Genomic DNA, 13688 nt, shown 5'->3' with positions numbered 1-13688 from the left:
CCGAATGCGTGCGGATGCCCCGTACGCCGTCGTCTGGTCAGCTCGCCCACGGCGGGCTGTAGCGTACCTTCAGCGTGCGCACGGCGGGGTCGGCGCGCAGGGCCTGGATCAGCCTGGAATCGATGCGTACAGCGCTGTCGCCGCCCACGTCCAGCATCCCCGCCAGCGACCCTTCCGGGTCCTTCAGCAGCAGGTCCAGGCGCAGAGGCGTGCGGCCGGGGCGATGGCGGTCGAGCAGGGCATTGACGCGCTCCCAGACCGGCCGTTCGCGGCGCAGGTCCACGCGCAGCGACAGCCGCGTGGCGTAGTTCGCGCAGACCTCGTCGAAGTCCCAGCACTGGCGGATGCGCAGGGCGAAGCCGCCATTGAATTCGTCCTCGCGCAGACCGCCCTTGACCACCAGGATGCGGTCCTTGGTCATCAGGTGGCCGAACTCGGCCATCGCATCGGAAAACGCACTGCACTCGACCCGGCCGCGACCGTCTTCAAGCTGGATGAAGATCTGGCTTTCACCCTTGCGGCGCACCCCGACGACCTGGCCTGCCAGCACCGTCTGCACTTCCGGGCGCCAGCGCTTTTCGCCACCGCCGCCCCCGCCGCTGGCGGCACTCCAGATCTTCTCGACCGCGCCAAGATCTGTGCCGACCAGGTCGCGCACGTCCTCCCGATGCGGATCGAAGGGGTGTCCGCTGAGGTAGAAGCCCAGCGTATCGCGCTCACCGGTCAGGCGCTGCAGCAGCGGCCATTCGTCGGTTTCCTGCAGTTCCAGGTGGATCGCCGGTGCATTCGGATCCGGACCGCCGAACAGCGAGTTCTGGCCGGACGCGCGCTCGCGCGCCATCTGCTCGGTCGCCTTGATCACTTCGGGCAACTGCAGGGCCAGCGAGGCACGATTGCGCCCCAGCTCATCCAGTGCGCCGCAGTTGATCATCGCTTCCAGCGTGCGGCGGTTGAGCTTGGCCGAACCGATGCGCGTGCAGAAATCCAGCAGGTCGGTATAGGGCCCGTTCTGCAGGCGCTCGTCGACCACCGCTTCGCAGGCGCCCTGGCCGACGCCCTTGATCGCGCCCAGGCCGTACTGGATGGTGTCCGGCGTGGCCGCTTCGAACATGTAGGCGGACTGGTTGACCTTCGGCGGCAGCACGGTCAGGCCGAGGTTGCGCACCTCATCCAGGAAGCCGACCACCTTCTCGGTATTGTCCATGTCCGAAGACAGCGTGGCGGCCATGAACTCGGCCGGGTAATGCCGTTTCAACCAGGCCGTCTGGTAGCTGACCAGTGCGTAGGCGGCGGCGTGGGATTTGTTGAAACCGTAGCCGGCGAACTTCTCCATCAGGTCGAAGATCGCATCGGCCTTGGCCTCGCCGACGCCGTCCTTGGCCGCGCCTTCGCGGAAGATCTCGCGGTGCTTGGCCATCTCGGCCGGCACTTTCTTGCCCATCGCACGACGCAGCAGGTCGGCGCCGCCCAGCGAATATCCGCCGACGATCTGCGCCATCTGCATCACCTGCTCCTGGTACACCATGATGCCGTAGGTGTCGCGCAGGATGCGCTCGGTGCGCGGATCGGGGTATTCCACGTCTTCGCGCCCATGCTTGCGGTCGACGAAGGAAGGAATCAGGTCCATCGGGCCGGGGCGGTACAACGACACCAGCGCGATCAGGTCTTCGAAGCGGTCCGGCTTGGCGTCCTTCAGCAGGCGCCGCATGCCGGAGGATTCGAACTGGAACACCGCGCCGGTGTTGCCCGAGGCGAAGATGTCCTTGTAGGTGGGGGCGTCGTCCAGCGGCAACTGGGTGATGTCCACCGGCGGGATGCCGGCGCGCTCATGGCGCTTGTTGATCGCCTTCACCGCCCAGTCGATGATGGTCAGCGTGCGCAGGCCGAGGAAGTCGAACTTCACCAGGCCGACTTCTTCCACGTCGTTCTTGTCGAACTGGGTGACCGGATTGCGGCCGATGCCGTTTTCATCGTGCTCGGCGAACAGCGGGCAGAACTCGGCCAGCGGCTCCGGCGCGATGACCACGCCACCGGCGTGCTTGCCGGCGTTGCGGGTCAGGTCTTCCAGCTGCCGGGCCAGGTCGATCAGGTCGCGGACATCGTCCTCGCTCTGGTAGCGCTGGATCAGCTCCGGCGAGGCCATCTCGCTGTCCTTGCCTTCGCCCATCGCATCCTTCAGCGAAATACCCAGGATGTTGGGGATCAGCTTGGCCACGCTGTCCACCAGGCCGTACGGGAAGCCAAGCACACGCCCGCAGTCGCGCACTACGGCCTTGGCCGCCATGGTGCCGTAGGTGATGATCTGGCTGACCCGTTCGCGGCCGTACTTGCGCGCCACGTAGTCGATGACTTCGTCGCGGCGGTCCATGCAGAAGTCGATGTCGAAGTCGGGCATCGAAACGCGTTCGGGATTGAGGAAGCGCTCGAACAGCAGGTTGTAGGGCAGGGGGTCGAGATCGGTGATCTGCAGCGCCCAGGCCACCAGCGAACCGGCACCGGAACCACGGCCCGGGCCGATCGGGATGCCCTGGTTCTTGCCCCACTGGATGAAGTCGGCCACGATCAGGAAGTAGCCGGGGAAGCCCATCTTGATGATGGTATCCAGCTCGAATTCCAGGCGGTCGCTGTAGTCCTGCAAGGTCATGCCAGGCGCTACGGGATTCTTCTCCATGCGCAGCGCCAGGCCCTTGCGCGCTTCGCTGCGGATCCAGCTGTCCAGCGTCTCGTCGTCGGGCACCGGGTAGTTGGGCAGGAAGTAGGTGCCCAGCCGCATTTCGATGTTGCAGCGCTCGGCCAGCGCGCGGGTGTTGTCGATCGCATCGGGGATGTCGGCGAACAGCGCGCACATCTCTTCGGATGACTTCAGGTACTGCTGGTCGCTGTAGTCACGCGGACGCTTGGGATCATCCAGCACGCGCCCGGAGGCGATGCACACGCGCGCTTCGTGGGCGCTGAAATCGGTGGGTTGCAGGAAGCGCACATCGTTGCTGGCGATGACCGGCAGGCCGCGCTGGCCGGCCGCCATCAGCGCGAACTGGTTGAACGCCTCTTCGCCTTCGCGCCCGGTGCGGGTCAGTTCCAGGTGCAGGCCATCGCCGAACACCCGCTGCCAGTCGGCCAGCTGTTGTTCGGCGAGGTCGTGCTTGCCAGCGGCGGCCAGGCGGCCTGCCAGGCTGTCGCGGCCACTGAGTGCGAACAGGTTCTGGCAGCCGGCCTTCAGCCATTCAGGGTGCACGGCCACGCCGCCTTCCGGGCGATGGCCTTCCATCCACGCACGCGTCAGCAGGCGCGACAGGCTGAGGTAGCCCTCGCGGTCACGGCACAGCAGGGTCATCCGCCAGGGATCCTGGCCTTCCTCGGCGATCATCACGTCCGCGCCGGCGATGGGCTTGATGCCCACGCCTTCGGCGGCCTTGTAGAACTTGACCAGCGCGAACAGGTTGTTCAGGTCGGTGACGGCCAGCGCGGGCAGGCCAAGTTCGACCGCGCGCGACAGCAGGTTGGCCTGTTTGGCCTTCTTCGGGTCAGCCTGTTCCGGCTTCGCCGGCACGCGGATGGTGGAATCCGCCAGCGAAAATTCGGTGTGGACGTGGAGATGGACGAAACGGGAGTTGGACATGCCGGACCAGGTTGGAGCGCACCGGCCCCGGGAGCAGGCGTAGGAACGGCCGCCGGGGTCGCAGGTGCGCAGGAGTGCGTGCTCAGGGTAGCGGCGAGGGGCTGTACGGACAAGGTCTTGACGTAGGGGTGTTGCGCGCTGCGCGCGGGCTTCGAAGCCGAAGCAACGTCAACGTCAACAGCTGCATTGCTATGGGTTGGCGGGGCGGGGTGGGTTGGCGGCGGACGGCAACAACCGCATCCTGCGGGCCTCGTTTCGCGCCATCCATGGCGCTCTACGCCCCCGCCAACCCACCCCGCCCCACCTTCGACAGGTCCATGGCGGCCCTGGTAGCGCCGACCCATGGTCGGCGGATGGTGGGGGAAAAGGAGACTGACAGTGTCCGCCGACCATGGGTCGGCGCTACCGCTTTTCTTCTTTTCCATTACGCGGGTGGCGGCCACCGCCCGGCCCACTCCAAATCTGCGGCTTTCCAGCCACCCGCGAGGAGGTCTCACCCGTTCGCCGACCCACTCACAGCGCCAGCGCCATCTCCACCGGAGCAGCAACCGGCACCGCCAGGCACTCCCGCACGGGCGCGAAACTGCGTCGGTGCTCCAGGCACGGGCCGTGCGCGCGCAACGCTGCCAGATGCGCCGGTGTGCCATACCCTTTGTGCTGGTCGAAACCAAAATGCGGGTACTGCATGTGCGCCTGCTGCATGTACCGGTCACGGCTGACCTTGGCCAGGATCGAGGCGGCCATGATCGCGCGGTCGATGGCATCGCCGCCGATCAGCGCCTCGCCCGGCAGTACCAGGCCCTTGGGCACCACGTTGCCATCGATGCGGGCCAGTTCGGCCACGTGGGCGACGGCGGCCACCACCTCGCGCATGCCCTGCAGCGTGGCCTGGTAGATGTTCAGTCGGTCCACGGTGGGCGCATCCACCAGCACCACATGGAAGGCCAGTGCGCGGTCGATGATGCGGTCGTACAACTGCTCGCGGCGGGCGGCAGTCAGCTGTTTGGAATCATCCAGGCCGTTGATGCGTGGCCGTGCCGGGTCAAACACCACCGCAGCCACCGCGACCGGACCGGCCAACGGACCGCGACCGGCTTCGTCCACGCCGGCAATGCGCTGCACCACCACGGGGGCCGGACCGCCCGCGCCGAACAGCGCCAGCGAGGCGGCGGCAGCGCCGCGACGGCTCACGAGGCCACCGCTCCGCGCGCGACCAGTTCGGCTACCGCGTCGGCCGCGCGTGCCGACGCATCGCGGCGCAGCGCTCCGTGCAACTGCTCGTAGGTCGCTTGCAGGTCGATGATCTTCTGCGGATGGTCGAACCACTGCTGGATTGCCGCGGCCAGCTTTTCCGGCACGCAGTCGTGCTGCATCAATTCCGGCGCAAGATCCTTGTTGGCCAGGATGTTGGGCAGCGCATAGCGGTCCACCTTGAGCAGGCCCAGCGCCTTGACGAGACGGTAGGTCAGCTCGTTGACCCGGTAGCCCACCACCATCGGCCGCTTCACCAGCATCGCTTCCAGGGTAGCGGTACCGGAAGCGAGCACCACCACGTCAGCGGCGATCATCGCAGTACGTGCCTGGCCATCCAGCACATGCGAATGCACCACCGGCAACGCCGAGCGCGACAACTGTTCATCGATCAGCGCACGGCAGGCCGCGTTGGCCGCCGGTACCACCACGTGCAGCCCGGGGATGCGCTCGCATACCTGCCAGGCCGCCTCGAAGAACGGTTCACCGAGCCGGCTGATTTCACCCAGCCGGCTGCCGGGCAGCACCGCCAGGACCTTGGCATTGGACGGAAGGCCCAGCGCCGCGCGCGCCTGCTCGCGGTCCACGTGCAGGGGAATGTCATCGGCCATCGGGTGGCCGACGAAACGCGCATCGATGCCGTGCCGGGCATAGATCGGCGGTTCCATCGGGAACAGGCACAGCACCAGGTCGGCGCTGGCGCCGATCTTCTCGGCACGCTTCTCACGCCAGGCCCAGACCGAGGGGCTGACGTAGTGCACCGTGCGGATGCCACGCTGCTTCAGCCAGCGCTCCACGGGCAGGTTGAAGTCCGGGGCATCGATGCCGATGAACACATCCGGCTGCCACTCCAGCACGCGCTGGCGGAACTGCGCGCGCAGCTTCAGCAGGCGTGGCAGGTGGCGCAGTACTTCGGTCAGGCCCATCACCGCCAGCTCGCTGGCATCGAACCAGGTCTGGCAGCCGGCACCGCGCATGCTGTCACCGCCGATGCCGGCGAACTCGGCATTCGGGAAACGGGCCTTGAGCTCGCTCACCAGGCCTGCGCCGAGCAGGTCGCCGGAGGCCTCGCCGGCCACCAGCGCAACGCGCAGCGGCCGCGGATCCACGTGGGCCGGCAAGCTGGCGTTGTGCACGCGGAACGGGATGACCGCAGCGGTCGGCGGCAGCGGCGCAGGATTCATCGCAGCAGCGGCCGCTCGGCCTGCTCGATGAACGCCAACAGCTCGGCCACGTCTTCGCTGCTGCGGGCCTGCTCGGCCAGCTGCACCTTGGCTTCGGCCAGGGGCAGGCCGGCCACGTACAGCGTGCGGTAGGCGCGCTTGATGCTGGCGATGCGCTCGGCATCGAAACCGCGGCGCTTGAGGCCTTCGCTGTTGATGCCGCGCGGGCGGCCGAGCGAATCGCTGCCGACCATGGTGAACGGCGGCACGTCGCCATTGGTCAGCGCGCCCATGCCGAGGAAGGCATGCGCGCCGATGCGGCAGAACTGGTGCGCACCGGCAAAGCCGCTGATGATCACGTGGTCGCCCACGGTCACATGGCCAGCCAACGTGGTGTTGTTGGAAAACACGCAGTGGTTGCCGACGTGGCAGTCATGCGCCACGTGCGTATAGGCCAGCATCCAGTTGTCGTTGCCCACGGTGGTGATGCCACCGCCGCCGCCGGTGCCGCGGTTGAGGGTGACGAACTCACGGAACACGTTGCGGTCGCCGATCACCAGTTCGGTGCGTTCGCCGGCGTACTTCTTGTCCTGCGGTTCGCCGCCCACCGCCACATGGCCGATGAAACGGTTGTCGCGCCCGATCCGGGTGGGGCCGTGCACGCTGCAATGCGGTCCGATCTCGGTGTTCTCGCCGATTTCAACATCGGCACCGATCAGGGTGAACGCGCCCACGCGGACGCCGTCGGCGAGCTTCGCCGACGGATCGATTGCCGCCGTGGGATGGATCAACGGAGCGTGTCCGCTCATCGGTGGTCCTCCTGTTGGGTTATTCGCGGGTGCCGGCACACATGACTTCGGCGCACGCGACGATCTTGCCGTCGACGAAGGCCTTGCAGTCGTACACCGCCATGTTGCGGATCACGCGCTTGATCTCCACGTGCATCTCCAGCACATCGCCGGGAACGACCTTGTCACTGAAGCGGACGTTGTCGACCTTCACCATGTAGAACAGCTTGGACTGTGCATCGCGGCCCAGCGTGAGCTGGGTCAGCACGCCACCGGCCTGGGCCATGGCTTCGATGATCAGCACGCCGGGCATGATCGGTTGTTCCGGGAAATGCCCCAGGAAAAACGGCTCGTTGATGCTGACGTTCTTGCGCGCGACGATCCTGCGGTTCTCGAAGTCGAGCGATACGACCTTGTCCACCAGCAGGAAAGGGTAGCGGTGCGGGATCAATGCCCGGATCTGGGCGATGTCCGGCAGGGTCTGTTCCTGGCTCATTCCTTCTCCTTGCTCACAGACAGGATGCGACGGGCCAGCGCATCGAGCTGTTTGAAGCGCGCGGCGTTCTTGCGCCACGTGCGGTTGTCGGTCAACGGGGTGCCGGACGAGTATTCGCCTGGCTCGGTAATGGAGTTGCGCACCACCGATTTGCCGGTGATCACGACCTTGTCGCAGATTTCGAGGTGGCCGACCACGCCTACCGCACCGCCCAGCAGGCAGTAGCGGCCGATCTTGGCGCTGCCGGCGATGCCGGTGCAGCCGGCGATCGCCGAATGGGCGCCGATCTGTACGTTGTGGGCGATCTGCACCAGGTTGTCCAGGCGCACGTCTTCGGCCAGCACGGTGTCTTCCAGGGCGCCACGGTCCACGCAGGTATTGGCGCCGATCTCGCAGTCATCGCCGATACGCACGCCGCCCAGCTGCGGCACCTTGATCCACTTGCCGGCGTCCATCGCCAGGCCGAAGCCATCGGCGCCCAGCACCGCGCCGGGATGGATGCGCACGCGCTTTCCCAGCTTCACCCGGGTGACCAGGGTGACCCGGGCGATCAACTCGCAGCCGCTGTCCAGCGTGCAGTCTTCGCCGATCACGCTGCCGGCGCCGATGATGCAGTTCTCACCGACCACGCTGCGCTCGCCGATGGTGACGAAGGGGCCGACGTGGGCGCTGGCGGCCACCTGCGCGCTGGGGTCGATGACCGCGCTGGGGTGGATGCCCGGCGCGCGCGTGGGCGCCACGTCGAACAGGGCGGCGATGCGGGCGAAGGTGTTGTAGGGATCCTTGGCGACCAGCGCGGTGCCGGGGGCGGCCTCGGCGTCGTCGGCGCGCAGCACCACGATGCCGGCCTGGCTGTCGGCCAGCTGCGCGCGATAGCGCGGGTTGGCCAGGAAGGTGAGCTGGCCGGGTCCGGCATGGGCCAGCGTCGCCACGCCACCGATCACGGTGGAGGCATCGCCATGGACCTGCAGGCCGAACTGCTCGGCGAGTTGCTGGGCGGTGTAGGTAGGAGTGTTCACGCGGGGAGTTTACCGCGTGGCGTGACGGGGGTCATTGTCCGGCTTCGGTGGATTGGCCGTGCAGCACCTCCCCGCAACGGCGACGGGGAGGGGCCGGGCTGGGCAGGACACGCCGCAGGCCCATCCCTGCGGCTCAGGGTCCCGCCCGATCCGCCCCATCAGCACCTGTCCCCTCCCGCGCCCGCGGACGCCACGCGCCGCAATGCCGGTAGCGCCGAGCCGTGCTCGGCGAGCGCGAAGCGCGGCAGGGGGCGGCCGCTGCCGGAAACAAGATCGCCGGGCAATGCCCGGCGATCTTGTAATACCTGCAGCAGCTTTTAGAACTGGCCGCCGAAGGTGAACTGCAGGCGTTCGACTTCGTCGCCGTCTTCCTTCTTCAACGGGAAGGCGTAGCTGATCGAGATCGGGCCCACCGGGGCGCGCCACAGCAGGGCTACACCAGTGGAGACGCGCAGTTCGTTGGCCTTGAAGTTATCGACACCGGTATATACGTTGCCGAAATCAAGGAACGCGGACACGCGCGCCGATGGGCTGTCGAACAGGCGCGGGAAGTAGGCTTCCACCGAACCCACCGTCTTCAGCGAGCCACCGAGCGGCTGGCCGTTACGGTAGCCGTTGGTGATTTCGGAACGCGGGCCGAGTGTGTTGTCTTCGAAGCCGCGCACCGAGTTGGTACCGCCAGCATAGAAGTTCTCATAGAACGGCAAGCCGGAGGCAGTAACAGTACGCCCGTCAGGCAAAACGACCGTGCTGTCGTTGCCATAGCTGTCGCCATAGCCGACCTCTGCGCGGGTGTTGATCACCAGCGAGGGAATGATGGGCCAGTACTTGCTGATCTGGTAGTTAAGCTTGTAGTACTCGACGGTCGAGCCCGGCAGGGTGGCCTCCAGGCCGACGCGCTGGTAGGTACCGCGGGTCGGCATGAAGTAGTCATTACGCGAATCGCGTGCCCACCCCAGTTCGCTGCGCCATGCGTGGAAGGTCTTGCGGCCTACAGCATTGATGTAGTCGATGATGGACTGCGGCGTCGAGCCCGGGTACGTCGTGATCTGGTTGCTGTCAATACCAAACATCAGCGAAACCGTGTCGGTCTCGGTGATCGGCACGCCGAACACCATCTGCGCGGCACCGTTGGTGCTGTTGTACTGCGCGGTGTTGAAGTCGGAGTAGTCCAGTTCGCGCCAGGACAGGTTGTAGCCCAGCGACACGCCGTCATCGGTGAAGTACGGGTTGGTGTAGCTGACGCCGTAACGCTGCAGGTCGCTGCTGCGCGATGCGTCCACCGACACGCGGTTGCCGCCGCCGAGGAAGTTGTTCTGCGACAGCTGCACCGAGGTGGTCATGCCGTAGGACTGCGAATAACCCAGGCCGAACACGAAGCTGCCCGAGGTGGTTTCCTTGACGTTGTACACAACGTCGACCTGGTCGTTGCTGCCGGTGACCGCCGGGGTTTCCACTTCCACCGCCTCGAAGTAACCCAGGCGCTGCAGGCGGATCTTGGAACGGTCGATGGCGGCCTGCGAGTACCAGCTGTTCTCGAACTGGCGCATTTCACGGCGCAGCACTTCGTCGGACGTGCGGGTATTGCCGCGGAACACGATCTGGCGGACCGAAACGCGCGGGCCGGGAACGACCTGCATGTTGATCGCCACGGTGCGGTCGGCACGGTTGCTGGTCGGGATCGGGTTCACCTTGGCGAACGCATAGCCGATGTTGGACAGCGAATTGGTGATGCTGTTGCTGCTGAACTCCAGCAGCGCGCGCGAGAACGTATCGCCGGGCTTCTGGATGACCATGCGCTCGACATCTTCCTGCGGCAGCACGGTATCGCCGCTGACCTTGATCTCGGAGATCTTGTACTGCTCGCCTTCGGTGACGCCGGCGCTGATGAACATGTCGCGCTTGTCGGGGCTGATCGAGACCTGGGTGGAGTCGATGCTGAAGTCCACGTAGCCGCGGTCCAGGTACCAGGAATTGAGCTTTTCCAGGTCGCCGGACATCTTTTCCTTGGAGTACTGGTCGTCGCGGCGGTACCACGAGGCCCAGTTGTGTTCCTTCGACTCCCAGGTATCCAGGATGTCTTCGGCTTCGAACTTCTCCGTGCCGATCAGGTTGACGTGGCGGATCTTGGCCGCCTTGCCTTCCTTGATGGTGATCGCGATGTCCACCCGGTTGCGGTCCAGCGGGCTCACCACCGGGGTGATTTCCACGTTGTACTTGCCACGGTCGTTGTACTGGCGGCGAAGCTCCTGGGTCACCCGGTCCAGGCTCAGGCGATCGAAGGTACCGCCCTCGGTCAGGCCGATATCGCTCAGGCCCTTCAGCAGCTGGTCGGACTTGATGTCCTTGTTGCCGGTGACGGTCAGCTTGTTGATGGCCGGACGTTCCTTGACCGTCACCACCAGGATGTCGCCCTGCCGGTCCAGCTGCACGTCTTCGAAGAAGCCGGTCTTGTACAGGGCGCGGATGGTTTCACTGATCTTGGCGTCGGTCAGTGCCTGGCCGCGTTCCACCGGAAGATAGGTGAAAACGGTACCGGAGCTGATGCGCTGCAGGCCGTCAACGCGGATGTCGCTGACCGTGAAGGGGGCGGCAGCCTGGGCCAGTGCGGGGGCGCCGATGCCAACAGCGAGGGCGAGGGCCAGCAGGCGGCGGTTCGGGAGTCGCGTCATGTCACGTCCGGTTGAGGTCGATTGCGTGTTGCGGGATGCGGGATGCCGACGTGTAGACGGCGACAGCAGGAAAAAGTTCATCAAGGAGCCCAGGTTCATCGGGTAACCAGGCCAAGGATGTCGTTGTAGAACGCCAATCCCATCAGCCCTGCCAGCAGCGCCAGGCCAACGAACTGCCCGGCGGCCATGGCGCGCTCACTGAGCGGGCTGCCCTTGACCAACTCGATAAGGTAATACAGCAGGTGCCCGCCGTCCAAGACGGGGATGGGCAACAGGTTGATGATGCACAGGCTGAGCGACAGCAGGGCAAGGAACTGGAGGAACCAATCCAGGCCCCGCTGCGCGGAAACATTGGCTACCCGGGCGATGGTGACCGGCCCGGAAACGTTCTGCAGCGAGGCGCTGCCGGTGACGATCCGGCGCATCATGCCCAGCGAATCGGCGGCCATGCGCCCGGTTTCGCCGATGGCGACGGGCACGGCGGCGAAGGCACCGTACTTCAGCACGGTGTCGTAGGCGGGGGCGTGCGACTCAGAAAAACCGATGCCGAGCTGCCAGACGGGCTGCCGGTTGCCATCCAGGCCCTGCCGGGGGGTGACTTCCAGCGCCAGCCGCTCACCGCCGCGCAGCACGTCGACCATGCCGGGCCCGCCGCGCTTGCCCAGCGCCTGTACGGCCGGGTAGACCTGGTCGGCCGCATCGATACGCTCGCCGTCCACCGCCACGATCAGGTCGCCGGGTTGCAGTATGCCGCGTACGGCGGAGTCGTCCACCAGCCGGTCCACCAGCGCCGGCTGCAGCCAGAACTGCCAGGTGACGCCGGCCAGCGGGGCGACCCGTCGTTCATCGAAGCCGGCCGGCAGCTGGGACAGCGGCAGCACGCGCTGGTGCTGGCGTTCCTGGGCGTCGACCACCTGCAGGGTGACGTCGTGGCGGTCCATCGCCGCCGCGGTGAGCGCCATGCTGGCCTCGCCCACGGTGGCCACACTGCGGCCGTCCACCGCCAGGATGCGCTCGCCGCCCTGCAGGCCGGCGGCCTGGGCCATGCCCGTGGCGCGGCCGACGGTAGCGGAATAATCCTGCTTGCCGATCACGAACATCGCCCACAGCAGCAGCATGCACAGCAGCAGGTTGGCCAGCGGACCGGCGGCGACCACCGCGATGCGCTGCCAGACGGTCTTGTGGTTGAAGGCCTGTCCGCGCTCGTGGGGGTGCACCTCTACCTCGCGCTCATCCAGCATCTTCACGTAGCCGCCGAGCGGGATGGCGGCGATGGCGAATTCGGTGCCATGGCGGTCGCGGCGCGACCACAGTGGCTTGCCGAAGCCCACCGAGAAGCGCAGCACCTTGATCCCGCACCGGCGCGCCACCCAGTAGTGCCCGAACTCGTGGATGGTCACGAGCAGGCCCAGGCTGACGATCATCCACCATACCGATCCGAGGAACTCAGTCATGGCAGCTCACGGTGGTGGTGGCAGGGCAGGGCATTCAGAGGGCTTCGATGGCAGTCCGGGTGAGCAGGCGGGCACGCTGGTCGGCGGCAAGCAGGCCGCCCAGTGTATCGGCAGGCTCGACCGGCAGTGTTGACAGAGCGTTATCCACAAGCGCGGGAATGGTCAAGAAGCCTATCCTTCCCTGAAGAAACGCTGAAACGGCCTCTTCGTTGGCCGCATTGAGCACCGCCGCGGCGGTGCCGCCGGCCTGCATGGCCTGCCAGGCCAGCGCCAGGCAGGGGAAGGCGTCGGTATCGGGAGCTTCGAAATCCAGCCGGCCCTGGCGCAGCAGGTCCAGGCCGGCGACCCCGGCATCGATGCGCTGCGGCCAGCCCAGCCCCACCGCCAGGGTGGTGCGCATGTCCGGCAGGCCCATCTGCGCCAGGGTGGAGCCATCGACGAACTCGACCAGTGAATGGACCAGGCTCTGCGGATGCACCAGCACCTCGATCCGCGAAGCCGGCACGTTGAACAGGTGGTGGGCTTCGATGACTTCCAGCCCCTTGTTCATCAGGGTGGCTGAATCCACCGAGATCTTGGGGCCCATCGACCACTTGGGGTGCGCCACGGCCTGTGCCGGGGTGACCCGTTCCAGTTCGGCGCGGCTGCGGCCACGGAACGGGCCGCCGGAAGCGGTCAGCAGGATGCGGCGTACGCCGGCGCCTTCCAGGGTAGCGTCGCGGGAGCGCAGGCACTGGAAAATGGCGCTGTGTTCGCTGTCGATCGGGATGATTTCCGCCCCCGCCTGCTGCGCGGTGCGCATCAGCAGTTCGCCGGCCAGCACCAGCGATTCCTTGTTGGCCAGCAGGAGGCGCTTGCCTGCCGCCGCGGCGGCGAGCGTGGAGGACAACCCGGCGGCACCGACGATCGCGGCGATCACCGTGTCGCAGTCATCGCCGGCGGCCAGTGTGTCCAGTGCAGCGCTGCCGGCGTGGGCGGTGGTTGCCAGGCCGGCCTCGCGCAGGCCGTCACGCAGGCGCGGGTACAGCGCCTGATCGGCGATCACCGCGTGCAGCGGACGGTGGGCGAGGCACAGCGCGACGAGCGCATCGACCTGGGTCCCGGCAGCCAGCACGGTCGGCTGGAAGCGGTCCGGGTGGCGCGCGATGACATCCAGCGCCGATGCGCCGATCGAGCCGGTGGCGCCGAACACGGCGACACGGCGCAGGGCAGGGGCAGCATGCATG

General features: G+C 66.7%; 9 protein-coding genes. All 9 read right to left on the bottom strand.

Going from position 1 to position 13688, the window contains the following annotated elements; genetic code table 11:
* Positions 1 to 37: 37 nt before the first annotated feature.
* Positions 38 to 3619 carry a DNA polymerase III subunit alpha gene (gene dnaE, locus ACI2JH_RS04610; RefSeq protein ID WP_319273923.1) on the bottom strand — a complete coding sequence of 1194 codons (3582 nt, stop codon included), beginning with the start codon at positions 3617 to 3619 and terminating at the stop codon, positions 38 to 40.
* Positions 3620 to 4132: 513 nt separating this feature from the next.
* Positions 4133 to 4810 carry a ribonuclease HII gene (locus tag ACI2JH_RS04605; protein ID WP_101099947.1) on the bottom strand — a complete coding sequence of 226 codons (678 nt, stop codon included), beginning with the start codon at positions 4808 to 4810 and terminating at the stop codon, positions 4133 to 4135.
* Entirely contained in the window at positions 4807 to 6054 is a 1248-nt protein-coding gene (lpxB, locus tag ACI2JH_RS04600) for a lipid-A-disaccharide synthase (protein WP_101099948.1), read from the bottom strand. Before lpxB ends, ACI2JH_RS04605 begins: the two co-directional genes overlap by 4 nt.
* Positions 6051 to 6842: an acyl-ACP--UDP-N-acetylglucosamine O-acyltransferase gene (gene lpxA / locus ACI2JH_RS04595; protein WP_042613829.1), complete on the bottom strand. Its 792-nt coding sequence runs from the start codon at positions 6840 to 6842 to the stop codon at positions 6051 to 6053. The genes lpxB and lpxA overlap by 4 nt, the downstream gene beginning before the upstream one ends.
* A gap of 19 nt (positions 6843 to 6861) precedes the next feature.
* Positions 6862 to 7317 (bottom strand): 3-hydroxyacyl-ACP dehydratase FabZ, encoded by a 456-nt coding sequence (gene fabZ / locus ACI2JH_RS04590; RefSeq protein WP_101099949.1) that lies wholly within the window; start codon positions 7315 to 7317, stop codon positions 6862 to 6864.
* A complete protein-coding gene (gene lpxD, locus ACI2JH_RS04585) occupies positions 7314 to 8336 on the bottom strand; it encodes a UDP-3-O-(3-hydroxymyristoyl)glucosamine N-acyltransferase (protein ID WP_101099950.1) in 1023 nt (340 codons plus the stop codon). The genes fabZ and lpxD overlap by 4 nt, the downstream gene beginning before the upstream one ends.
* 317 nt (positions 8337 to 8653) lie before the next feature.
* Entirely contained in the window at positions 8654 to 11008 is a 2355-nt protein-coding gene (gene bamA, locus ACI2JH_RS04580) for an outer membrane protein assembly factor BamA (RefSeq protein WP_404735556.1), read from the bottom strand.
* A gap of 95 nt (positions 11009 to 11103) precedes the next feature.
* On the bottom strand, positions 11104 to 12462 hold the full coding sequence (gene rseP, locus ACI2JH_RS04575) for an RIP metalloprotease RseP (RefSeq protein ID WP_404735555.1): 1359 nt from the start codon (positions 12460 to 12462) through the stop codon (positions 11104 to 11106).
* Between the two features lie 34 nt (positions 12463 to 12496).
* Positions 12497 to 13687 carry a 1-deoxy-D-xylulose-5-phosphate reductoisomerase gene (gene dxr / locus ACI2JH_RS04570; RefSeq protein WP_404735554.1) on the bottom strand — a complete coding sequence of 397 codons (1191 nt, stop codon included), beginning with the start codon at positions 13685 to 13687 and terminating at the stop codon, positions 12497 to 12499.
* Position 13688 lies beyond the last annotated feature (1 nt).

The sequence above is a fragment of the Stenotrophomonas sp. NPDC078853 genome (assembly GCF_044901215.1).
Taxonomy (GTDB): Bacteria; Pseudomonadota; Gammaproteobacteria; order Xanthomonadales; family Xanthomonadaceae; genus Stenotrophomonas; species Stenotrophomonas lacuserhaii.
The sequence above is the reverse complement of the archived record's forward strand: the minus strand, read 5'-3'. Positions and strand labels throughout refer to the sequence as shown.